The 22,485-nt window shown below is 41.2% G+C and carries 20 protein-coding genes; 10 read left to right on the forward strand and 10 right to left on the reverse strand.

Going from position 1 to position 22,485, the window contains the following annotated elements:
• Nucleotides 1–58: 58 nt before the first annotated feature.
• Nucleotides 59–673, reverse strand: a complete 615-nt coding sequence (locus ACXAC4_RS23470; RefSeq protein WP_138561732.1) for a GTP cyclohydrolase II — start codon at nucleotides 671–673, stop codon at nucleotides 59–61.
• Between the two features lie 70 nt (nucleotides 674–743).
• Complete coding sequence (locus ACXAC4_RS23475) at nucleotides 744–1,250, reverse strand: DUF3087 domain-containing protein (protein WP_475166177.1); 507 nt, start codon at nucleotides 1,248–1,250, stop codon at nucleotides 744–746.
• 128 nt (nucleotides 1,251–1,378) lie between these two features.
• Here ACXAC4_RS23475 and ACXAC4_RS23480 point away from each other — a divergent pair, with 128 nt between their 5' ends.
• The 3 genes from ACXAC4_RS23480 (at nucleotide 1,379) to ACXAC4_RS23490 (ending at nucleotide 3,270) form a co-directional block, all read left to right on the forward strand.
• Nucleotides 1,379–2,014: an energy transducer TonB gene (locus ACXAC4_RS23480; RefSeq protein ID WP_475166180.1), complete on the forward strand. Its 636-nt coding sequence runs from the start codon at nucleotides 1,379–1,381 to the stop codon at nucleotides 2,012–2,014.
• Between the two features lie 115 nt (nucleotides 2,015–2,129).
• A complete protein-coding gene (locus ACXAC4_RS23485) occupies nucleotides 2,130–2,681 on the forward strand; it encodes an RNA polymerase sigma factor (protein ID WP_475166183.1) in 552 nt (183 codons plus the stop codon).
• Nucleotides 2,671–3,270, forward strand: coding sequence for a hypothetical protein (locus ACXAC4_RS23490; RefSeq protein WP_475166186.1), 600 nt, complete (start codon nucleotides 2,671–2,673; stop codon nucleotides 3,268–3,270). Before ACXAC4_RS23485 ends, ACXAC4_RS23490 begins: the two co-directional genes overlap by 11 nt.
• A 10-nt stretch (nucleotides 3,271–3,280) precedes the next feature.
• Here ACXAC4_RS23490 and ACXAC4_RS23495 read toward each other — a convergent pair whose 3' ends face one another.
• Nucleotides 3,281–4,654 carry a Na+/H+ antiporter NhaC family protein gene (locus ACXAC4_RS23495; protein ID WP_421963938.1) on the reverse strand — a complete coding sequence of 458 codons (1,374 nt, stop codon included), beginning with the start codon at nucleotides 4,652–4,654 and terminating at the stop codon, nucleotides 3,281–3,283.
• A 252-nt stretch (nucleotides 4,655–4,906) separates the two neighbouring features.
• On the opposite strand from ACXAC4_RS23495, the gene ACXAC4_RS23500 reads away from it, so the two are divergent.
• Entirely contained in the window at nucleotides 4,907–5,761 is an 855-nt protein-coding gene (locus tag ACXAC4_RS23500) for a MurR/RpiR family transcriptional regulator (RefSeq protein ID WP_475166189.1), read from the forward strand.
• Here the strand turns inward: ACXAC4_RS23500 and ACXAC4_RS23505 are convergent.
• The gene (locus tag ACXAC4_RS23505; protein ID WP_475166192.1) at nucleotides 5,758–6,906 is read right to left on the reverse strand and encodes an exo-beta-N-acetylmuramidase NamZ family protein; all 1,149 of its coding nucleotides are present in this window, start codon (nucleotides 6,904–6,906) and stop codon (nucleotides 5,758–5,760) included. The genes ACXAC4_RS23500 and ACXAC4_RS23505 overlap by 4 nt on opposite strands.
• Before the next feature lie 55 nt (nucleotides 6,907–6,961).
• Between ACXAC4_RS23505 and ACXAC4_RS23510 the strand changes: the two genes are divergently transcribed.
• Nucleotides 6,962–7,237, forward strand: a complete 276-nt coding sequence (locus ACXAC4_RS23510) for an Rdx family protein (RefSeq protein WP_475166193.1) — start codon at nucleotides 6,962–6,964, stop codon at nucleotides 7,235–7,237.
• Between the two features lie 222 nt (nucleotides 7,238–7,459).
• Here the strand turns inward: ACXAC4_RS23510 and ACXAC4_RS23515 are convergent, their stop codons facing one another.
• Nucleotides 7,460–10,342 (reverse strand): sensor domain-containing protein, encoded by a 2,883-nt coding sequence (locus ACXAC4_RS23515; RefSeq protein WP_475166198.1) that lies wholly within the window; start codon nucleotides 10,340–10,342, stop codon nucleotides 7,460–7,462.
• 145 nt (nucleotides 10,343–10,487) lie between these two features.
• On the opposite strand from ACXAC4_RS23515, the gene ACXAC4_RS23520 reads away from it, so the two are divergent.
• Complete coding sequence (locus tag ACXAC4_RS23520; RefSeq protein ID WP_138479219.1) at nucleotides 10,488–11,105, forward strand: chemotaxis protein; 618 nt, start codon at nucleotides 10,488–10,490, stop codon at nucleotides 11,103–11,105.
• The gene (locus ACXAC4_RS23525; protein ID WP_475166206.1) at nucleotides 11,102–11,833 is read left to right on the forward strand and encodes an oxygen-binding di-iron domain-containing protein; all 732 of its coding nucleotides are present in this window, start codon (nucleotides 11,102–11,104) and stop codon (nucleotides 11,831–11,833) included. Before ACXAC4_RS23520 ends, ACXAC4_RS23525 begins: the two co-directional genes overlap by 4 nt.
• A gap of 99 nt (nucleotides 11,834–11,932) precedes the next feature.
• Here the strand turns inward: ACXAC4_RS23525 and ACXAC4_RS23530 are convergent, their stop codons facing one another.
• The 3 genes from ACXAC4_RS23530 to ACXAC4_RS23540 are packed head-to-tail and all read right to left on the reverse strand — an operon-like array spanning nucleotide 11,933 to nucleotide 15,524.
• Nucleotides 11,933–12,283, reverse strand: coding sequence for a VOC family protein (locus ACXAC4_RS23530; RefSeq protein WP_475166208.1), 351 nt, complete (start codon nucleotides 12,281–12,283; stop codon nucleotides 11,933–11,935).
• A gap of 36 nt (nucleotides 12,284–12,319) precedes the next feature.
• A complete protein-coding gene (locus tag ACXAC4_RS23535; protein WP_475166209.1) occupies nucleotides 12,320–14,821 on the reverse strand; it encodes an ABC transporter permease in 2,502 nt (833 codons plus the stop codon).
• A complete protein-coding gene (locus ACXAC4_RS23540; RefSeq protein ID WP_421963947.1) occupies nucleotides 14,811–15,524 on the reverse strand; it encodes an ABC transporter ATP-binding protein in 714 nt (237 codons plus the stop codon). Before ACXAC4_RS23540 ends, ACXAC4_RS23535 begins: the two co-directional genes overlap by 11 nt.
• Here ACXAC4_RS23540 and ACXAC4_RS23545 point away from each other — a divergent pair.
• The 3 genes from ACXAC4_RS23545 (at nucleotide 15,523) to ACXAC4_RS23555 (ending at nucleotide 20,614) form a co-directional block, all read left to right on the forward strand.
• Entirely contained in the window at nucleotides 15,523–16,143 is a 621-nt protein-coding gene (locus ACXAC4_RS23545; protein WP_475166213.1) for an arylesterase, read from the forward strand. The genes ACXAC4_RS23540 and ACXAC4_RS23545 overlap by 2 nt on opposite strands.
• A gap of 321 nt (nucleotides 16,144–16,464) precedes the next feature.
• Complete coding sequence (locus tag ACXAC4_RS23550; RefSeq protein WP_475166217.1) at nucleotides 16,465–17,400, forward strand: cytochrome-c peroxidase; 936 nt, start codon at nucleotides 16,465–16,467, stop codon at nucleotides 17,398–17,400.
• The gene (locus ACXAC4_RS23555; protein WP_475166221.1) at nucleotides 17,387–20,614 is read left to right on the forward strand and encodes an EAL domain-containing protein; all 3,228 of its coding nucleotides are present in this window, start codon (nucleotides 17,387–17,389) and stop codon (nucleotides 20,612–20,614) included. Before ACXAC4_RS23550 ends, ACXAC4_RS23555 begins: the two co-directional genes overlap by 14 nt.
• Nucleotides 20,615–20,710: 96 nt before the next feature.
• Here the strand turns inward: ACXAC4_RS23555 and ACXAC4_RS23560 are convergent, their stop codons facing one another.
• Nucleotides 20,711–21,838: a hypothetical protein gene (locus ACXAC4_RS23560; protein ID WP_475166225.1), complete on the reverse strand. Its 1,128-nt coding sequence runs from the start codon at nucleotides 21,836–21,838 to the stop codon at nucleotides 20,711–20,713.
• Nucleotides 21,839–21,964: 126 nt separating this feature from the next.
• The gene (locus tag ACXAC4_RS23565) at nucleotides 21,965–22,396 is read right to left on the reverse strand and encodes a DUF3293 domain-containing protein (protein WP_421963953.1); all 432 of its coding nucleotides are present in this window, start codon (nucleotides 22,394–22,396) and stop codon (nucleotides 21,965–21,967) included.
• Nucleotides 22,397–22,485: the final 89 nt, after the last annotated feature.

Below are 22,485 nucleotides of genomic sequence, written 5' to 3' on the forward strand. Positions count from 1 at the left end.
CAAAATGCGACCATAGTAGGTCGCATTGTGTTCTCGGATACAAAAGAGGATGAAAAAGCTACTTTTTCTCAGGTACTTTTTCCATATCTAACATGTGTGAACCATGCTTCACTTTCGCTTCTAAATAATGACGATTACCGTCTTTAATGTGTGCGTGAGTACCTACAACCTTATCAACTTCAATGCCTGCATTTTTTAACGCATTTAGTTTACGTGGATTATTCGTCATGAGTTTAACGTGATTTAAGCCCATAGCCTGAAGCATCAAAACAGCGTCTGAAAAATCACGCAAGTCGTCATCAAAACCTAAGTGGTTATTCGCTTCGTAGGTATTCATACCTTGCGACTGTAGAACATACGCATCGATTTTGTTATAAAGGCCAATGCCACGACCTTCTTGGCGTAAGTATAAAATGATGCCACCTTGCTCATGCATGGTTTCGATACATTCATTTAACTGTTCACCACAATCACAACGTGAAGAATGGAATACATCTCCCGTTAAACACTCTGAGTGCATACGAATAAGAGGTACCTCATTCTTATCAGCTTCATTAAAGATCAAAGCAACATGCTCTTCACCATCTTTTAAACCATGAAACGATACAATTTCTGCAGGAATATGACTGTGCTGTCCTACATTCAGCTTCACTCTCGCTCTTACTTCTGCCACGACTTTTGCGAACCTAATAATTTAAAATGTTATACTATCACATTTTGATAGCTTGAAATTTAGGAGCCCATTAAAACTTAGCTAAAATGCGCTCGTCGTATTTAGTAATATCCAATTCAACTTGATATTCACGCGCCAATGCATCTAATTCAGCTTGCCACATACTCAAATCTTCCATCGTGATGGTGTTGTCATCTAGCGTCCAAAGTTGCTTAGACCCAGAATAACTAAACTGCATCGCTAACATCGCATCAATATCGCCCTCTTTGGCGGCTTTTTTAATAGCCATCATCTTGCGAGTGATGCGATTAAGTGCTTGCTTTAAATCCCACACATACGCAACTTCATACATAAATGGGTGCGACTTAACCTTTTTTAAAGTCAAACCTATAACAATTGAAGTCACAACCACGCCCAGTAAATTCCAATGAAAGTGACTACCGTCAGCATCAGGGAACAATAAAATCAGCAGTTGTGCTATACCTAAACTGCCCACGGTGAGCGCTGCAATGCAGGCAAAAATCACTTTATTCAGATGTTTTCTATAACGCGTTTTATCAATCTCTTGTAACTGCATATTACTTCCTCGGCAAACCTATACGTATTGTACTGTGGAACGGTTGATAAAAAAATTTAAAATTTTTTCACCCCTTTTTTCTTGCTGTGTCGTTTTAGGGATAAGCAAACAAAAAAGAGGCGCTTATTATGATGACTTACACCATGCCAACTCCGGCTCAAACCATGACTAAAGTATCTGCATCAATTGTAATCGGTGCCATAGTGACCTTAGCTGCATTTGCCTTTATGGATTATTTGATCAGCAGTGAAGAAAGAGCCCCTGTTGAAGTTAAACCCCCCTTTGAATTAGAGATCATGCAAGACAGACCTGACTCTGAGGTACAAACTAAAACAAGGCCTTTACCGCCACCGCCACAACCTAAAGCACAGCCGCCAAGACCACAAACATCGGTACCGTCTGAGGTAGCTGGACCACAAATTGGTATAGGCGGCCCAGTGATAGAATTAGATCGCACGCCAATCAACACGCAAATATTTGCACCACAAGATGGCGATGCAACCCCGATTGTTAGGGTGGACCCTAAATACCCAGCCACTGCTGCTCGTGATGGCAAAGAGGGCTGGGTTGAGATGGCATTTTCAATCGATAAAGCAGGCAATGTAATTGATGCACAAGTTATTAATGCTGAGCCAAAGCGTATTTTTAATCGAGAAGCATTAAGAGCACTAAAAGACTGGAAGTACCGTCCTAAAATGGAAAACGGTCAGGCGATAGTGCAAACAGGTTTACAAGTTGTGTTAGAGTTCAAATTACAGCAGTAAGCTAAATACCCATCCTCAATAATTCTTTATTAAGAGGATTGGTATAAGTTAAGTTGATTGGCTTGTCAGCGAGATAAGCCAATCAATAGGGAAAAGAACAATCGGGAAAGTGCCTATGCTGATAGCATTAAAGACATGGTTACACAAGGTTTCACCCAGCAGAGATCCACTAGAGGCGTATAAACAGACTGGCGAAGATATCTATATAGAGATTTTAATCAATACCTATAGCCAAGACCTGTTTCATTTTTTGAGTGGACAAAGCGATCGTGAACTGGCAAAAGATATTTGCCAAAAAACGTGGCTCACCGTTGTAGAAAAAAGCCATCTATACCGTGATCAGCAAACACCAAAAGCATGGCTATTCTCAATCGCTCGCAATGCTCTACTAGACGAATTTAAGAAACAGAACCGTCTATCTTCACTCGATGAGCAACACCATGAAGCTGTGAGTAACGAAACTGAAGCGGATGAAAAAAACGCACTCTATGATGCACTCCTTACTCTGCCTTTTTTGCAAAGAGAAGCGCTCAGTCTGCAATTAGAAGGCTTCAGCTTACAAGAAATTGCAACGATCACACACAGCGAAGTAGAAACCACAAAAACCAGATTGCGCTACGCCAAACAAGCTTTAAAACAGCGTTTAGGAGACTCCCATGGCGAATGATCATGATTTTGATAAAACCTTGAAGCAAGCTTACCAACAGCGAAAGCAACAGCAGGGTTTAACGAAACAAGACCTTGAGCTGATGAAGGCCAAATGTCGCCAGCCAAAACAAAACAAATTTTGGCAACAAGCACAATGGGCAATGGCTTGCGCTGGTTTGCTATTTTTAGGTGCGTTATGGATACAACCTGAAAGTGAAAGCACTCAGGTTTACGCGCTTGACCTGACCCAGTACGAACATATAGAGCACCACAGCAAAGAAGATGGTCAATATAAAGTGCAGATCACTCGAAATCACACATTACAAAGCCCTGAAAGCATTCAAGCAAAACATTCAGAGTTACTCGCTCAAGCGCGTTCATTCCATGGTCGTATCATTGAGAACAACAGTGAGTTTTTACTAATTGCTGACTGTAAAGAAAACACTTTGCTAGAGATTGAAAAGTCATTGGTGAGAGATTTATCAGATCTCAACCTTGAGGGGCAACTTCGTCAAGGTGAACTGTTAGCCCTTACCAGCAATAAAAAAGGGCTGTTAGTAAACCTAACAACCCCTAGTCAAAATCAGGGCATCTATAGTTGCCCTTAATCTATATAGCTTAGATCATGATAAGACTTGCAACAAAGAAGCTTAACAATGCGAGTAACCCACCGACAAGCGCATAAGGCAATTGTGTTTTCACATGTGTCAATAAGTCACATCCTGATGCCAGTGCTGAAACCGCACTGGTGTCTGAGATAGGCGAGCAGTGATCACCAAAAATACCACCACTTAAAATCGCTCCGACCACCAGTGGTGCAGGCAAGCCTAATGCTTGAATGAGCGGTACACCAATTGGAATTAGAATAGCGAATGTGCCCCAAGACGTCCCCGTAGTGAATGACATTACCGCACCAGTTAAGAATAGAACTGGTACAATCAAATAGATAGGTAAGTAATCACCAACTAACGAAGCAACGAATTGTCCTGTACCCAGTTCTTTTAAACTCGCACCTAAGGTCAAAGACAACAAAACAATGCTGACTAGCGGTAATAGCTCCCCCATGCCTTTGAAGCCAATATCAACAAGCTGGTGATGGGTAAACTGCTTGTGCGCAATTAACTGTAAATAAGCAACCATAGAAGCTAAAACCGTTGCATAAAGTACCGACTTAGAGCCACTACCACTAGCAAGTTCGCCATTACCTGTCCAAAACATAAAGCCAATCATGCTAACAATTAAAGTGAGCAAAGGGATTAACATAAAACGTGCTTTACTCGCAGCAGGACCCGCATCGATTTCTAAATTTTGTTTTTCAAGTTGCTGCTCAGCTTCTTTCATTGGGCCGTGCACTTTATCGAATACAATGGTGTAAAGCACAATTAATAACGCAATAATGGCGTAAAAGTTAAAGGCCACAGAGCTCCAAAGAATGCTCACTGCTGACTGCTCAAGCTCATAGTTGCTTAATAGCCCAAGTACATAAGCCCCCCAGCCATTCAGTAAAATCAAGATGCACACGGGCGCACTGGTACTATCTATAATGTAGGCCAAACGCGCTCGACTCATTTTAAATTTATCGAACAAACCTCGTGAAACAATACCTGACGTCAACACACTCATATTTGATTCGATAAATACCGAAGTGCCAGTAAACATGGTAAGTAACCCAACTTGCCGTTTACTTTTGGCAACCCCTAGATTCATCAATTTATTGACCGTCGCAGCGACACCACCCGATTCACGGATATAGGCCAATAGTGCGCCAATCACAATACTAAATATAAGAATTCGGCTATTTCCTGCTGACGTTGCCACAGAAATGACACGTTCAACACTGTTAACAAAAGTAAGTAACCCAGACTGCCCTTGCATATATAGCAATAAAAACTCTGAGCTTATTACCGCTAATAACAAAGCCATAATGACTTCTTTACGCCAAAACACCACCAATATAGCTATCAGCGGCGGTAAAATTGAATACCAAGACATAAATTTCCTTAAGTGCGGTTTATTATTTTCTACAAATTACTGTAATGAAGTGTAATTCGCTATGCACGATTAAACGAGTAAGCTTAAAGAGTAATATTTGAAAAACCAAGCTTTTGCGTTTTAAGAAAAAACACGTATGTGACACTTTCACCAAAAGTGGTACACTATATCGAAAATAACAACAATAAACGTACTACCTTTTTTGAGATAAAACCCTATAATAGGTACAACGTTATCCAAGAAGTAAACATCATGTCATCATTTTCGAAAATTAAAGCCTTATTGCCTCAGCTTTCTACCAGCGAAGCCAAGCTAGCAAATTTTGTTCTAGACAACGCACAGCAGATCAGAACACTATCATCTATCGAGCTTGCTCAAGCTGCAGGCGTGAGCCAATCAAGTGTCATCAAGTTTTCGCAAAAACTAGGCTATAAGGGCTTTCCTGCCTTCAAACTGGCTATCGTCGATGACCTAAACTTACAAAGCTTAAAACAGCTTAATACGAATGAGCGACTACCTACCAACAGCGACGATCCTATTGCTGATTTGGCAGCTAAACTGATCCAACATCAAACCACAGTGTTAGAAGAAACATTACAATTAAACCACAGTGAAGACCTTAATCAGGTTATTGCAAAAATTAAAAGTGCACGCAAAATTTTGATTTGTGGTATTGGTAGCAGCAATCTAGTTGCAAATGACTTTGCTCTGAAACTACAACAAATTGGCTTACCGGCGCTATCACAAGTGGATGAGATCAGTGCATCGGCTTATTTAGCAACCATGCACAAAGACGACTTGTTTATTGCGGTTAGCACATCTGGCGACAGTAAGAGTATAGTGACATTAGCAGAGCAAGCTGCAAAGAATGAATGCTGTGTAGTCTCAATCTCTAAATACGGAAACAATGCATTAACTGAGCAAGCTGAATTAAACCTGTTTACTGCTTTCGAAAAAGAACCTGTAGAACATGCCGGTATTCTCACTCGTACCGCAAGCACACTGATCACCGATGTGTTATTTTTGGGCTTAACCCAGTCTCACAGTCGTTGGCAAAAGCGCGCTAGCCTTGCCACAGACAATATGCGTGCAATTCGTCACAACTAACGCTCATAAATCAAATAAGGTTGGCGGCGCAACTTAAAGTGTTTAAGTTTAGGCTGCCAGCTTTTTTCAATCTCAGTTAAAGACTGCCCTGACTGCATCGCTTTTCTTAATTTATCAGTGCCAGCCAGCTTATCCATAAACTTTGGATATTTAAAGAAGACCTTATTTTCTGACTTAAATTTATTGTAAGCGCCCACAAACCAAGCTAAGTCAAACCCAGTGCCTTGATGAGCTCTTAGGTCTTGACCATAAGCAACAGTGTCTTTTAGTTTTGGATTTAGTGCAGCACCCGGCGTCGAGACGGGCGTAAATTGAAACTTGCCCAGCTTCACGTCATTGTGGCCGAATACTTGAAATGGAAAATCGGTACCACGACCAACTGATACGGGTGTCGCTTCAAAGAAGCACAATGAGGGGTAAAGCGCTATAGATTGACTATTCGGCAAGTTCGGACTTGGCTTAATAGGTAACTCAAACGGCTCCGATAAGTCGTAATCAGATACTGCAACCACGGTTAATTCAGGTTGATTTTCAGTGTTTAGCCATCCCTCTCCCACTATCATCTTTGCCAGCTCTCCTACTGTCATGCCGTGCAATACTGGGATTGGGTGCATACCAACAAATGATTGAAACTCAGGCTCTAAAACTGGCCCATCAATTAAGTTTATGTTCGGGTTAGGTCTATCTAGCACAATGACTTTTTTACCGGCTTCAGCGGCGGCTTCAAGTACATAATGCATGGTGCTAATATAAGTGTAAAAGCGAACGCCCACATCTTGAATATCAAAAATAATGACATCCACATCAGCCAAGTCAGTTAACTTTGGTTTTTTCGACTTTCCATATAAAGAAATAATAGGTAAACCTGTTTTACTGTCTATTTGGTCATTGATCTTAGCGCCTGCATCCTGCTTTCCTCGAAAGCCATGCTCCGGAGAAAATACTTTTTTTACGTCAATTCGCTTCTCTAATAGCAAATCAAGCAAGTGCTGCTCTTTTACCTGTGCTGATTGATTGACAACTAAAGCAACGCGTTTGTCTTTTATTAATGGTAAATATGTTTGCACTTGCTCCGCACCAACTTCTAGTGCTTTTAATAAAGGACTAAATAACAAAATGAAGATCAATAATAGCTTGGCTTTCACAACAAAACCCTTTCAGACATAATATGTGCATCATACCAATTTGCGCTAAAAAACAATGAAAAAACCGACCATTACCATACATTATTGTGTTTTATGCCAATGGCTTCTGCGAAGCGGGTGGCTTGCCCAAGAGCTACTCTCAACATTTGCTGATGACTTACAACAGGTAGCACTAGCACCGGCTTCTAAAGGTGTGTTTGAAATTTACTACAATGACGAGTTAATTTGGTGTAGAAAACAAGATGGCGGTTTTCCCGAGGCAAAAGAGCTAAAACGCCGTGTCAGAGACAAACTCGATCCAGATAGAGACTTAGGACATATAGATAAATAGCATGGCTTAAACTCAGCCTAATTAACCTGAGCTTTGGTTAAGAGATTTACTAAAGTATTGATATTGAAATGATAAGAACTTTTTCAAGTCTGCAGCCGGAGACTTTTAGCGATAACAAGGCGAATTTACGCATCAATAGCTGGCCTATTGTAAGTAAATTCAACGCTGTTAGCGCTGAAAGTAGCCGCTGGAGATAGATTTATTATCCAAAGCTCAGGTTAATTAAGTCATCTTTCTATGTATTTGACTCATTACCGTGCCCAGCTCGACCATATTACTAATGGCGTCTATGGGCATAGGCTTGGCAAAACAATACCCTTGGAGTTGGGAACAGCCCGCATCTGCTAATCGTTTTGCTTGCCCGCAATACTCAACACCTTCAGCAACAGTACTTACCCCTAAACTTTTCGCCATATTGATGATCACAACAGCTAGGTCATCTTCTTCTCTGTCATAGTTTAAGTCATCAACAAATTTTTTATCTATTTTTAGCGTATTGAACTTCAAGTGCTTAAGGTAAGTTAAACTCGAATAACCCGTACCAAAATCGTCGATAGCGACACTGAAGCCCTTTTCTTGTAGAACCTCTAAGGACTGTCGCATCTCATCTAAGTTCGCAATCAGCGATGTTTCTGTGATTTCAAGCTCAATATTTTTAGGAGAAATTTGATAGCGATCCAGTAAAGATTCAAATTCACTCAGAAAGCTTTCGTCTAATAACTGATCAGCGGTTAAATTTACACTGAGCTGTAAATTTACTGAAGTGGTGATCCAGCGTACCAAAGACGTCATTGATTTTTCTAATAACTGCAGCGTGACTTTATTCATCAACCCCGCTTCTTCAGCAACAGCAATAAACTCATGGGGCCCTTTTAACTTTTCCTGAGTTTGCCAGCGGGCGAGCATTTCTAGCTTCTCCAGTGCAAAACTCTTCGCATTGACGATAGCCTGAAAGTAAGGCTCGAACTGACCATGCTTAAGCCCCTGAACCAACTCAGCTTCTCGTTCTATACGTTGTTCGACCTCTTTGTCTAGCTGGGAGTTGTAAAACTGATAATTACTTTTATTGACCTTTTTAGCTCTATACATGGCCGTATCAGCATGCTTCATCAACATTTCAGAGTTAGTACCATCATCAGGATAAACAGCAATCCCAGCACTCAAGGTCACATTCAGTTGAATACCTTTTAACTCGTACTCCCCGCTACAAGTTAGCAGTACTTTCTCAATCACAGTATGGATATGGGCGCGCTCTTTAATGCTGTCGACCAAAATAACAAATTCATCACCGCCCATACGCGCCACGGTATCGCAACTTCTTAAACCTCGGTTTAGCCGATGCGCAACCTCTTGTAACAGCAAGTCACCAGCATCATGACCTAAAGAGTCATTAATATTTTTGAATTTATCAAGGTCAATAAAAATAACAGCAAAAGCATGTTGATTTCTATCGGCTCGCTTACAAGCTTGCGCCAGCCTATCTTGTAATAACAAACGATTTGGTAAGCCTGTTAAAGCATCATGATGGGCCAGATGATTCATTTTTCTGCTCATCATTCGAGACTCAGTGACATCTTGAAACACCATAACAGAGCCTATGATTTCACCTGATTTACTATAAATTGGTGAGATAGAGTCTTGAATAGCAAACACCAAGCCCAAGTGATTCTTAATACAAGTGAGCTCAGGCAAGCCCAAGGTCGCACGCTGTCTCATACAATGATCTGTCACTTGATCTATGGGTTCCAAGGTTTCCTCATTAAATAAAGGCATAACCTCAGAAAATGGCTTACCCTTCACTTCTTTAGTTAATTTCGCCAAAACCGCTTCTGCAACGGGGTTCATATAAGTAATGCGGCTGGCTTTGTCGGTACAGATAACACCATCACCGATAGAGCTTAAGGTGACTTCTAACAGCTCTTTTTCTTCAGACAGCGCTTGGGTTAGCATCAACTTGTCAGAGATATCCTGAAATGAAATGATAGTTTGCGTGTGTTTGTCTTTATCATCTACCACATCTGCAAATAGGCTTAATGACAGTTTTCTTTGTGAGAAGGTCGTTAGTTTCACTTCAGGTAAATAAAAATGTGACTGCCCTTGTGCACCACACTTAAGTAAATCACTGGCATTTTCTTCGCTCAAATACTCGCTCAGGTAACGCCCTTGTAAGTCTTCGAAATCACATTGCATGGCATCTAAAAACCCCTTGCTTGCATGAACAATTTGCCCTTGTTCATCAATGGTGACTAACATTACCTGACTGTACTCGAAACTATGCTGAAAACGCGCATGCTCCAATAAAACAGCTAACAAAAATAAAGATGTACACACTGCAAAAAGCAATTCAACACTGCCATTTATACCTAAAGGCGAGATTTGCTGGGCGTGTTCCGATAAAACTATCATCGAAGAAAACAGCATCGCCAACACCACATTTAGCGAAGCAAACTGTTTGCCGTTTAACAGCAAACGACTTGCAATAAAGAGCAGCAAATTAACCAAGAAAAAACTACTTAAAGAAAATAAGGCTATCGGCATTGTCGCTAAACATACTGCACATGCTAGCAGCCAAGACCTAGAAAATACTTGGCCCTCTTGCTCTTCATCATGAGACAAAATGTGTGAAGCGAATAGCAATATTGAGAAGGTTTGTAGTAAATGTTCTACCTCTGGCTCCATTCCGATAAAGTAAGCGCTTCCCTTAGACAAAACTAACGCTACACAGACAAACGACACCACACCTATAAGGTATGCAAGCGCAAGTCGCTTTAATCCAACACTCTTTATTTTGTAATGGCGAATTTCTCCAGCCAGGAAGTAAACCTGTCCCACGATCAAGAGATGAAATGCCACATTGATAATGAGTGATTGAGGCAGTGACAATAGCCACATGCTAACGCTAAGCAAGGTTGCTAATGCTGGAAGAATAAAACGGTTTAAGCCTTGCCAAAAACGATGAGCAATTAATATGCAAACAACATCCGCCAAGATGATTAAGCTTGGAGAGGTAGGCTCAGCTAGAGCAAAGGTTTCACCCAATAAAGCTGAACTAAAATAAACAATAAACACAATAAGAACTGTTAATACCATGTTGTTGCGATGCATCCATTCTTCCCAAATCAACATTGACCAATTTTAAGTGTTTATGATGAAGCTCAAATAATCAAGGTAACTTAGCAACTATAATAAAATCTAGAAACTTCTGAATTTATTATCTATGCTCAATAAAAATATTCATCAGAGCGAAATAATGCTTAAAGCTGCTCAATCAACTGATGCTGTTGGAAATTTTATCCGGGTTGCCAATATCATTGCCAACTTAGATATCATCTTAACCGAGGCAAAAAACCTATCACTTACCGCTAAGAATGCGCGCGTTGTTGCGCTACGTGCTGGCGATTCGGCGTTTGGTTTTAAGCCCATTACCAATTTTATTGATGAGTTTTCAGATCAAACCATCAAAACGACTGCCGAGATCTCTACCTTATCTAATCAGCTTTTTACCTTGGCGCTTGCCGTGGTTCGATGCAGTAACTTCATAAACCATATTCAAAAAGCAAAGAGCGCCTCTAGCGATAAAACCTTAGACTCACTGCTCTCAACTGGCTGTGATGACCTTATGGTTAAGTCTAAAGCCCTAGAGCACGCAATTTTTAATTTAGAAAGCTACTTTGAAGACATACAAAAACAAATGCGAAGTGCCGAATACATTGCTGTTACGAGCCGTGTAGAAGCCTCAAATGCAGGAGATTTCAGTGAAAGCCTGCAAGGGGTTTCTGACTTTATAGCCAGTGCTGCCAAAAGAATTAAAGCAGCTGTGACTGACAACCTCAGTGAAATTTCAAAATTAAGAGGAGTGATGCGTTGAAATCAACCGAACTATACTCAAGTGCGAGTCACACATGGATAGTCATGGGGCGAGATGAGAGCAAACCAGAAAAAATCATCGATACCAACCAATATCTAATAAAAAGCGCGCAAGAAGCCATCATTCTTGATCCCGGCGGCGTAGAACTTTTTTCTCCTATGTTGGCGAGCATTCTCAAGCATGTTGACCTTGAGCACGTCACCACCTTGTTTGCCTCTCACCAAGATCCTGACATTATCTCGTCACTTGGGCTTTGGGATAAAACCATTCCCAATGCCAAGCTTCATGCCCCTTGGTTATGGGAAGGCTTTATACGCCACTTTGGTATGGAAAATATTGAATACGTGCCAATTAAAGATGAAGGCGGCGAAGTCAGAGTTGGCTCTGCAACATTAAAATTTGTGCCCGCTCACTACTTGCATTCATCAGGTAACTTTAACGTTTATGACCCGCAATCAAAAATACTGATGAGCGGTGATATTGGCGCCTCTTTAGAGCATGGGGAAGTTCCTATGTTTGTTGAAGATTTTGCTTCACATGTAAAACATATGGAGTACTTTCATCGTCGTTGGATGCCATCGAATAGCGCCAAAAACAATTGGATTGCGCGAGTAAAAGAACTCGATATCGAAATGATGGCACCGCAACATGGTCGCATTTTTAAGGGTGAAGCTGTACAAGAGTTTTTGGAGTGGTTTGCCAAATTAGATGTGGGTATCGCTTCTTAGAAGCTCAGTCATACAACACATTAAAGAATAAAAAACCCAAACATCACGTTTGGGTTTTATTTTTGGGACGATTAATCGAATCGTGAATGAATAGTTTAGTTACTTATCAGACCAAATTGCCAGCTCATTACCACTGGGCTCTAAAAAGTGAAAACGACGCCCACCGGGAAAAGCAAAAATATCTTGGCAAATTGTCCCACCCGCCTTTTGCACTTCCTCCAAGCTGCGCTCTAGGTCTTCACTGTATATTACCACCAGTGCACTACCAGAATTAACATTCGCCATCTTGTCAGCTTGATAGAAACCGCCCTCTAAACCTGAACCACTAAAAGCAACATATTCAGGGCCATAAGGGGTAAATTCCCAACCAAAGACACGATGAAAAAACGCCTCGGTACTACCTAAATCCTTTGCCGCAAACTCAACGTAATTAATAGCATGATGTTCCATCTTTCAATTCCTTTAATAAATCAAGTAACTTACTGCTTAAGCCAATGAACGTAGCAGTTTTTGGGTATTCTGACGCATGGTTTTTGCCACCATAAAATAACCGATGAATGCCACAAAGCTCGCACCCGCTAACGGTCCTAAAATCCAAATATAAGGGTGTAAACGGCCATCGACACCAAATAGCTGCTGCTGAATAACTAGCAAAGCAATATCGCTCACCAGAGCGGCAACCACGCCAGCTATCGCACCAAGCAATAAAAATTCATACAGTGTAGCTAGTTTAATTAAACTGCCTTTAGCACCGAGAGTTCTTAATATCACTACTTCTTGCATACGCTCAGCAAGACTTGCTTGGACTTGAGAGATAAGCACAAGTGCCCCACTAAACAATACAATCATAAGCACAAAGCCAATCGCTAATGACACTTGAGATATCATCGATTGTGCCTGTTGAATACGATTTTTAATATCAATCATGCTGATTGTTGGGTACTGCTGTAATAACTTGCTAATACCTTTGGTATGTTGCGCTTCAAGTTTAGCTGCACTGAAGTAAGTGACTGGAATTTTACCCGCAAAATTAGGGCTTAAAATCATCACAAAGTTTGGTTTTAGCGTGCCCCAATCTACAGTTCTGAAACTGGTTACCGTTGCCGTGAATTTCTGTTCATTAATTAAAAACTCAATCTCATCACCCAGTTTTAAATCAAGACGCTCTTTCCAGCCATCGAATACAGAGACTTCTAAGCGCTCTGAGCCGCTAAACCATTCACCCTCTACGATTTCATTACCTTCAGGCACTTCGTCTAACCACGTTAAGTTAGGCTCACGATTAACCCCTTGGCGGGCATTCTCGTCTTGCTCTTCACCTTCTTGCTTAGACACACGACGTGCAAACTCTTCACCATTCACCGCGTTTACACGCGCATTAAATACTGGGAAAAACGCTTCATGCGTGATTTGATTTTCATCGAAGTATTGCTTAATCGGCGAGATCTCGTCTTCGGCAATGTTAATTAAGAACATATTTGGCGCATCTTCCGGCACCTGCATTTGCCAATCTGAGATCATGTCGTTTTTCAGTACCACTAAAAACAGCATCAGCTTGATAGCAAGTGCAAAGGTAATCAACTGCACCGCATTGGTGTTAGCACGTTTTTGCAGTGTTGCAATTGCAAGCGACCAGCTAGAACCTGGGCGAAGACCGAGTTTACGACCTGCTGCGAAGATTAGGCGAGAAATACCAAACAGCACGCCAATAACCAGTAAGGTAGATGCAAACAGCACCAGTGTTGTGATGATTTGACCGCTGAACAGCCACATTAGGACAAAAATAGTCAAAATCGACACACCAATATGCACTTTACTCAACGCAAGGCTATCGCCTAAATTACGGCGTAAAACACGCAGTGGCGGAATATCAAATAAATCTAACAGCGGCTTAAGCGAGAACATCAAAGCACATACAAGACCTATGAATACCGCTAATAACCAAGGCTTAGCCCCTGCTTCTGGCAATGTAGTATCCATAAAATTAGCGAGATAATCTGCAGCAACACTTTGCAGCACAGAGCCAATAACCAGACCGATTACAATTGAGAATAACGTCACCAAAGTTAAGTGAGTAAGAAAGATTTTGCGCACGGTTGCGCGGCTACCACCTAAGGTTTTCATCATCGCCACAGGGTCGTATTGGCGCTCACAATAACGCTTGGCTGAAACCGCCATTGCCACTGCTGCCAGCATTATTCCAAATAAACCAGCCAATAGTAAGAAGCGCTCGGCACGGGCTAAATTCTCGCCAAGTGGCGATTGCCTATCTTTGATCCCCTGCCAACTTTGATTCGGTTTTAGTTGCGGTTTTAACCAGGCATAGTAATCAGTTAAAGCTTGCTCAGAGCCCGAAAATAATAAGCGGTGGAATACACGGCTGCCCGGCTGTACCGCTTGCGTTCTTTCAATATCAACATAGTTCAGCAAGACGCGCTTGTTACCCGCCAAAGAAAACAAAGGCGCATCAGGTTCACTCATGAGCACTTTAGCCACGGTAAATTCACCTGCACCAAGCTCAACAGTGTCACCCACTTTTAAGCCCATGCTGTAAAACAAGCCTTCACTTAGCCATAAAGTGCCCGGCTCTGGTGCGCCGCGAATTGGGTAACTTTGACCTTCCAGATTATCTTTTAACTCGACTTGGCCTTTTAGTGGGTAAGCACTAGATACTGCTTTTACAGAGCCAAGCACCAGCTCGTCATTAGCAAACAACATAGAATCGAAAAACAGCATTTCTGCTGTTTCTAAGCCAAACTCTTCTGCGGTTTTTTGTACGATTGGTTCAAACTCATGGTTACTTGAAAGACGGCGATCAGCAGCAATAAAATCTGCGGTTTTTTGCTCTATGTTTAAGCCGATACGCTCCGTCACAGATGCCAAACTAAATACTGTCAGCACTGCAAGCGCAATCGCCGCAAAAATAATGCTCAGTTCACCGCGTCGAAATTCTCGAGAGAATAACTTAAACGCTAATTTAACCCACATTCGCAGTCACTCCTTCTCGAATTTGCTCCAACATACCGCCTTCGATATGAATGATACGATCACACTGCTGAGCCAATTGCTCATCATGGGTGACAAGAATAAGCGTTGTACCATTTTGTTTATTTAAATCGAACAAGAGGTTTTCAATAATATGACCGTTCTTAGTATCTAAATTAGCCGATGGCTCATCTGCAAAGAGAATTTTCGGGGTGCCAATAAAAGCTCTTGCGATGGCGACACGCTGTTGCTCACCACCAGACAACTGCGATGGATAATGGCCTAGACGGTGCTCTAAACCTACTTTTTTAAGTAATTCGACGGCTTGGTCTTTGGCACTGTGATCGCCAGCAAGCTCAGCCGGTAGCATCACATTCTCAAGCGCCGTTAAGCTCTGTACTAGCATGAAAGATTGAAATACAAAGCCGACTTTTTCGGCGCGGATCCTTGCTCGCTGCTCTTCGTCTAGCTTACTTAATGCTTCACCGTCCAAATGCACATCACCGCTACTGGCAACATCAAGACCGGCCAACAAACTGAGTAAAGTAGACTTGCCTGAACCCGACGCGCCAACAATCGCAACTGACTCACCGGGCTTGACAGCAAAATTGATATCACTAAGGATAGTAAGCTCACCTTCAAGGGTGTTTACGCGTTTGCTGAGTCCCTCGACATTTATAATATTCAACTGAGAAAGTACCGACATGTTACGAGAATTCCTTAAGTTAGCTGTATTTCTTGCATTTTTACTTATTTCTTCTACGAGTTTTGCAAAAGACAAGATCATGATCATTGGAGATAGCTTAAGCGCTGGCTACGGGCTTGAACAAGAGCAAGCATGGGTTTATTTGTTACAAAATAAATATAAACAAGAACAAAGCGATATCGAAATCATCAACACCGCCATCAGCGGCCAAACAACCGACAATGCGATTTTAAAAATTGATGCGTGGTTACAGGCCCACAAGCCTACTCATGTATTAGTTGAACTAGGCGGAAACGATGGTATTCGCGGCTTTCCAGTGAAAATTCTTCGTAAAAACCTCACCACCCTCGTTGAAAAAAGCCAAGCGGCTGGGGCTAAAGTCGCGGTGATGGCCATTCAAATTCCACCTAATTTAGGCCCTCGTTACACCAAGATGTTTGCAGACACATACAAAAAAGTCACAAATACGACTGACAGCTATTTAATGCCGTATTTTATGGTTGAAATCGCAACAGATAAGTCATTGATGATGCAAGATAACCTTCACCCGAATGCCGAAGCACAGCCGATTATTCGTGATTTTATGTATCGTGAATTCAATACTTGGCTTGGTAAGTAGTCAAATATTACTAACCCTCTTAAGCGATCAATTTTAAGGGTTGATATATTAGCTGTTGCACAATGAAATAGCATAAATTTAGCCTCCTATTTCCTGCTCAGTGCAACAGCTTAAAAATTCACATTCAGAACCACTCACTATGAAAACACTTGAAATCAATACTAAACCATTAATTTAATCCAATTTCAGCGCTGTACCTCATCATTTTTCATTTTTATTAACCCACATCAAAAGCCTAAAACAAAACCAGTGCTAATTTTCACTTAGATTATTTGTGATAAGTAGCGCGTTATGACTTTAACTCGGTCGTTTGTAGTTTTAATGTCTGTTTTATTTTTTAACCTGTCATTTGCCAAAGAGCCAATTACACCCATTGTGACGCCTTCCCATTTAAATAAAGAAAAAATAGCTTTGGGTAGAGCCCTTTTCTTCGATAAGCGTCTATCTAAAAATGATGAAATTAGCTGTGCAAGCTGCCACCAGCTTGCGACTAATGGCGCTGACAACAAGGCGTTGTCTGATGGCGTAGATGGCCAGAAAACCACAGCTAAAACGCCTACTGTGTACAATGCGGTCTTTAATATTCGACAGACTTGGAGTGGCGCACGAATTGATTTATTTGATCAAGTCGATGCACCAATTACGAACCCGAAGGAGCATGGCACCACTTGGGCTAAAGTCATCGCAAAGCTGGCGGCAGATAAAAAGCTAGCGGCAAAGTTCAAGCAAATTTATCACTCTCCCATCAGCCAACAAAACATTCAACATGCCATTGCTGAGTTTGAACAATCTTTAGTGACGACTAATTCACCTTTTGATCGTTGGTTACAAGGCGATCAGAACGCCATTGATAGTAGAACGAAGCAAGGTTATCAACTATTTAAGCGCTATGGCTGCATTAGCTGCCACCAAGGTAGAAATGTCGGTGGCAACATGTTTTCAAAAATTGGCCATTTTGGTGATTACTTTCAAGACCATGGCGGTGAAATCACAGAAACCGATTTAGGTCGCTATATGGTGACAAAGAACCCTTATGATAAACATGTTTTTAAGGTTCCAAGCCTCAGGCTAAGCAGTTTACAAACACACTTTTTTCACGACGGCAGTCAAAACAATCTCAGTGATGCCATTAGAGTAATGGCCAAATATCAATTGGGCCGTGCTATACCTGAACAAGATATTCAATCAATTCGTGCTTTTTTAACTAGCCTAGTCGGTCAGCATCCGGAATTAATGAGTCCTTATGAAGCAGAGTAATTTTTTAAGTAAAATAATTAACTTAGCCATATTTTTTATGCTGATTTGGGTCGCTTATGCGCTAATCAGTAGTGCACAGGATGACAATAAAGCGCACCAAAACAGAGTTCAGTTTTTATTCTCAAGTAATGCCGTTGATGCACAGCTCAACCAGTTTGCGTTAAAAATCATTGCCGCAGATATGCCGGAATATGATGAACTTGTCACGCTGACACAAAAGCTTGATGGCCTCCAGTCTCTTGTTAACTCTCAGCACTCGCCTTTTGCAGCGACAACATCAGACTTACAGCAAAAAATATCGCATTACTTTGCACTCATTGATGACAAAATGCTGCAACTAGAACGCATAAAAACGGCAGCCTCTCTGATGCGTAACACCTTACTTTACTTACCTCAGTTGAATAAAGAGCTACAACTCCAAGGCAGCAAAGACGCACTGATTGCCCAGCAGTTATATAGCGACGTGTTGTCGTATAACTTTTATGCTGATGAAGTAAAGCTGGCCGAAATACAAAGCAAACTAGAAGTTATTGGCGATAGAGAGCAAAGCCCATTAATTAAAAACTTAAAACAACACTTACAGGTTCAGCTAGTACAACAACACGATTTAAAAAACCTGTACAACGCCTTTGTCGCAACCCCCAGTAAACCGGCTTTTAACACGCTCAATAGTAGCTACAATCAGTATCACTTAGAGAAACTTCAAAGCAGCAAAGAAAATCGTCAACTGACTTTAATACTCAGTGCAGCGCTGTTGCTCGCCCTGATCATTATTTACAGGCGTTTAAACCATGCCCGATTTAGTGCCTTTAGATCTGGCAAGTTACTAAAAGAAGCACTCACGTCCATTGAAGAAGGGTTTGCGCTGTTTGATAAAAATAACCAGTTGGTGCTTTCGAACACAAGTTGGTTTAATCATCATGAGATAGACCCTGACAATGCCCCAAAAACACTTGAGCAATGGCAAACATTACAAAGCAACCAACTGATCAATCAAATTGAATCACATAATCAAACTCTACATTGCAGCTTGGCTGGCAAATGGATCAGAACCACATTAAACCAAGCGCATGATGGCGCAATGGCTTGCGTAAGTGTCGATGTCACCTCATTTAAACACGCTGAAGCGACCTTAAAAAAGTGGGGCCATGCCATAGAGCAAAGCCCAGTATCTATCGTTATTACCGACACCCGTGGCAAAATTGAATATGTGAACCCAAAATTTGAGCGTATTACGGGTTATCAATTAGAAGAAGTGCAAGGCAAAACTCCAAGGATCTTAAGATCACAAGTGACCACCACTGACTACAGAGCGCTTTGGCTAGAGTTAAAAGAAAAAGGGCAATGGCGCGGTGAATTCCATAACCAGAAAAAAAATGGCGAACACTATTGGGAGCAAGCAAGGATCTCAGCGATAAAAGACCAACAAGGCGAGGTCACACACTATATTGCTGTGAAAGAAGACATCACAGAGCAAAAACATGCCCATGCGAAATTAAAAACGGCAGCAGCGGTGTTTAATGCCACCCAAGAAGGGATTATGACCACCAATAGCGAGCTCGAAATTACTGCTATTAATCCAGCTTTCACACGCATCACAGGTTACAGTGCTGTCGATGTATTAGGCAAAAAACCATCAATACTCAGTTCAGGCAAGCATGATAAAGCTTTTTACGAAAAAATGTGGCAAACCCTCAAAGAACAAGGGCAATGGGCTTCTGAGATTTGGAATAAACGAAAAGATGGTTCGCTATATCCTGAATGGCTTTCAATCAGTGCAGTGCGTGATGAAGACGGTCATATTCAACAATACATTGCGGTAATTTCAGATATTACGGAGCGTAAAACACAAGAAGAAAAAATCCAGTACCAAGCCTACTACGATGCCTTAACAGGCCTGCCTAATCGCAGCTTACTGCTAGAGCGTATTTCACAGAGTTTGCTGTATAGCGAACGCTATAAACAACTGAGCGCTTTATTATTTATCGATTTAGACCGATTCAAACGTATCAACGATACCATGGGCCATGAAGCTGGTGATGCGCTGTTAATTGAGGTGTCAGCACGATTAACTCAAATCGTACGCAAAAGCGATACGGTGTCACGATTTGGTGGCGACGAGTTTGTCATCTTACTCAATAACATCGCATCAATAGAGCACTGCACGAGCGTGGCGCAAAAGATTATCAGTGAGCTATCTAAACCCTTTATGATCCATGGCTTTGAAATATTCTCAGGGGCGAGCATAGGGATCACTTTGCTGCCTGAAGACGCAGACAATGCCAAAGAGTTACTCAGGCTGGCTGATTTAGCCATGTACAAAGCCAAAGAAAACGGCCGTAACCAGTTCCACTTTTTCGCAAAAAGCATGCAGCAGCAAGTTAATCGCCGTGTTGAATTAGAGCACAAGCTCCGTAATGCTATTAAGAATCAAGAGTTAAGCCTTTTCTATCAACCAATTGTCGACACCCAAAGTGCATCTTTGTATGGTGTTGAAGCGCTGATGCGCTGGCAGCTTAATGATGGTAGCTTTATTTCTCCGGCAGAATTTATTCCTGTAGCTGAAGAAAGCGGGCTCATCAGTGAAATGGGCGAGTGGCTCATAAAACAAGCTTGCTCAGATATTCAGTCACTCAATTTAAATTGTAACTGCCAGTGTATGCTGTCGGTTAATGTCTCTAGTCAACAATATCGCTTAGGGTTTAATGCTGAAATACTCTCAACGATTCTCAAAGATACGCAATTTAATGCTAACTTATTAAATTTAGAAATAACCGAAAGTATCTTACTCGATAACGATCAAGCCGTGATGAATTGGCTACAAGACTTAAGATCTACAGGGGCACAGCTTGCCATTGACGACTTTGGTACAGGTTATTCATCGCTTAGCTATCTTCGCCGCTTCCCGATAAACACCATTAAAATCGACCGCAGTTTCATTTCAGATCTGACTGCCAGTGAAGACTCCGCAGTTTTGGTTAAAGCGATTGTCTCAATGGCGGACAGTTTAAACCTTAAAGTCATTGCCGAAGGGGTCGAAAACAAGGTGCAATTGAAGAGCCTTAACGACTTAGGCGGGCAATACGTACAAGGTTACTTTTACGCTAAGCCGCTGCCGATAGAAGCGCTGCAAACTTGGGTAGATGAACACATTTGTCGTTTTTGTTGCAAAAAAAGTAAATTGATAGAAAGCCAATGTGATTTTGTAATATAAATAACTGTAGATAGATAATTTGAATTTGAAAAAACAGATAAAGTAGGAAAAAGCAAAGCAGTAAAAGTGACTTTACTACTTTGCTAGTCACATTTTTTAAGGACAGGGGCCCTCAAAAGAAAACAATAGATTTCCGTTTAAGTCGTAATATGTGTGTTTACATTTTTCCCTTTGCAAGCTCCCTCCACCTCTAGAGTTGAGAGGTATATTACGCCAACTTGGCGCAGCGCCACTTCCTGGGTTACTGCCAGATGATACCGTCTTTTGGAACTGTCTATCTATAGCATCAGCTAAACAAGGTGAGATGTCACTTGCTTTGAATGCTCCAATGGAGGAGCCACTGTTTTTAATTAGATGCAATGGAATCCCACCTATATGAGAACGTCTCTCGTCAGTGCTTACATCTATTGAGCCCTCAACCATTACAAGCTTAAACACCACATTATTTCTGGCTGCACCTCCAAGGTGCCATGAATGACTTATCGTAAAGTCAGTGATCACATTCTTAGTTTCATCAAAATACTCGACCGTTCCATCTACCCCAAAACCATCTAAAGCAACTTGAAAGTTTGCACCTATTATACGAGTACCTTGGAACGAATTTTTAAAATTACCATCATTACTGGCTTTATCATTCGCATGCATCATCATATTACTCATCGCGATAAGGTTATGAGCTAGTTCCATAGCCTGACTTTCTGGACTATCAGAACAGTCTGTAGCCATAAGCAATATATCATTTTCGACTCTTTGCTGATTAAACATCGAAAATGAGTTACGAGATTGTTTTTTTATAAGAGAATTAAGGTCAAAGTTAGCTCTAAGATCACGAGTGACATTAGTCATAATCTTATAGCCATTTCCGGTGTTACTCAGCATCCACTTTATTTGAGCTGGAATTTGCTGCATTTCTCTGATTTCAACAGACATCTCATGAAAAGGCCGACCTTGATTGGTATAACCAATGTAAAAGCCATAAAACTGTTCTTGATGGAGATCATAAACCACTAACTTAGTTGTTGATGATCGGCACTGCTGCTCATCCGATGTACCTACAGACTCAACAAAACACTCAAGCTCTGGTTGATATTTATAACGCCTTGCAATTGACTTTGCTTCAGTGTAGCTACAGTCATCACAAATAACTGATTCATAGTTAATACGGGCATGTGCTTTATCAAAAAAGCAAAAAAGTAAGACTAGAAAGTAGATTGGTAATTTCATTAATATATCCTTATATCACAATAAAAAAATAACAAAAAACCAACATAATCACTACAAAAAAATTATTCATCAACTAACACGTTAGTAAAGTAAGTTGGTTTAGATGATCATTTAGAATTGAGATATTCAAGCATGACTAGCAATCCAGCGCTTTTTTAGGTGTTTGCTTACAAAACACATAGGCTTAGTTTGCTTCGAGCAATGCAAACTCACTCGCCCTCGAGCGCTGACATAATAAAATGCTAATTGCTTAAAATGGACAGATAAATGCTGCGCCTGCTGCAACGAGCAAGGAACAAATATGCTTAACTCGCGATAGCTCATATCCTTATTACCGCCCCACAACCTTTTGTAAGCAACGTTTTGGTCGCGGAGGTAACGCATCGCCGATCTTTCGAGCCGTTTATTATGCGCCAAAGTTAAATTCTGCCCATGAGGGTTCCATACGCTGATGATCGCGCCAGCTCTATAACTTGTTATTGTCTGACAAGGCATAACTCGACAAGTACTTTGAAAGTAACTGTGCTGATAAATTTGCCAGAGTGTTTCTTCGATCATGCAGTTTCCTTAAACGAGTTAACTTGAGCCCTAGTTAACTACTCAGTTTAGCTAACTGACTAATATAGTGAGGAAAAAAGCTAACTTTT

The sequence above is a fragment of the Pseudoalteromonas sp. AWM4_233 genome (assembly GCF_056158285.1).

Bases quoted from the DNA above. Each gene is read 5' to 3' on its own strand.
- ACXAC4_RS23475 (WP_475166177.1), bottom strand. From the start codon at position 1,250: ATGCAGTTACAAGAGATTGATAAAACGCGTTATAGAAAACATCTGAAT.
- ACXAC4_RS23480 (WP_475166180.1), top strand. From the start codon at position 1,379: ATGATGACTTACACCATGCCAACTCCGGCTCAAACCATGACTAAAGTA.
- ACXAC4_RS23485 (WP_475166183.1), top strand. From the start codon at position 2,130: ATGCTGATAGCATTAAAGACATGGTTACACAAGGTTTCACCCAGCAGA.
- ACXAC4_RS23490 (WP_475166186.1), top strand. From the start codon at position 2,671: ATGGCGAATGATCATGATTTTGATAAAACCTTGAAGCAAGCTTACCAA.
- ACXAC4_RS23495 (WP_421963938.1), bottom strand. From the start codon at position 4,654: ATGTCTTGGTATTCAATTTTACCGCCGCTGATAGCTATATTGGTGGTG.
- ACXAC4_RS23500 (WP_475166189.1), top strand. From the start codon at position 4,907: ATGTCATCATTTTCGAAAATTAAAGCCTTATTGCCTCAGCTTTCTACC.
- ACXAC4_RS23510 (WP_475166193.1), top strand. From the start codon at position 6,962: ATGAAAAAACCGACCATTACCATACATTATTGTGTTTTATGCCAATGG.
- ACXAC4_RS23515 (WP_475166198.1), bottom strand. From the start codon at position 10,342: ATGCATCGCAACAACATGGTATTAACAGTTCTTATTGTGTTTATTGTT.
- ACXAC4_RS23520 (WP_138479219.1), top strand. From the start codon at position 10,488: ATGCTTAAAGCTGCTCAATCAACTGATGCTGTTGGAAATTTTATCCGG.
- ACXAC4_RS23530 (WP_475166208.1), bottom strand. From the start codon at position 12,283: ATGGAACATCATGCTATTAATTACGTTGAGTTTGCGGCAAAGGATTTA.
- ACXAC4_RS23535 (WP_475166209.1), bottom strand. From the start codon at position 14,821: ATGTGGGTTAAATTAGCGTTTAAGTTATTCTCTCGAGAATTTCGACGC.
- ACXAC4_RS23545 (WP_475166213.1), top strand. From the start codon at position 15,523: ATGTTACGAGAATTCCTTAAGTTAGCTGTATTTCTTGCATTTTTACTT.
- ACXAC4_RS23540 (WP_421963947.1), bottom strand. From the start codon at position 15,524: ATGTCGGTACTTTCTCAGTTGAATATTATAAATGTCGAGGGACTCAGC.
- ACXAC4_RS23550 (WP_475166217.1), top strand. From the start codon at position 16,465: ATGTCTGTTTTATTTTTTAACCTGTCATTTGCCAAAGAGCCAATTACA.
- ACXAC4_RS23555 (WP_475166221.1), top strand. From the start codon at position 17,387: ATGAAGCAGAGTAATTTTTTAAGTAAAATAATTAACTTAGCCATATTT.
- ACXAC4_RS23560 (WP_475166225.1), bottom strand. From the start codon at position 21,838: ATGAAATTACCAATCTACTTTCTAGTCTTACTTTTTTGCTTTTTTGAT.
- ACXAC4_RS23565 (WP_421963953.1), bottom strand. From the start codon at position 22,396: ATGATCGAAGAAACACTCTGGCAAATTTATCAGCACAGTTACTTTCAA.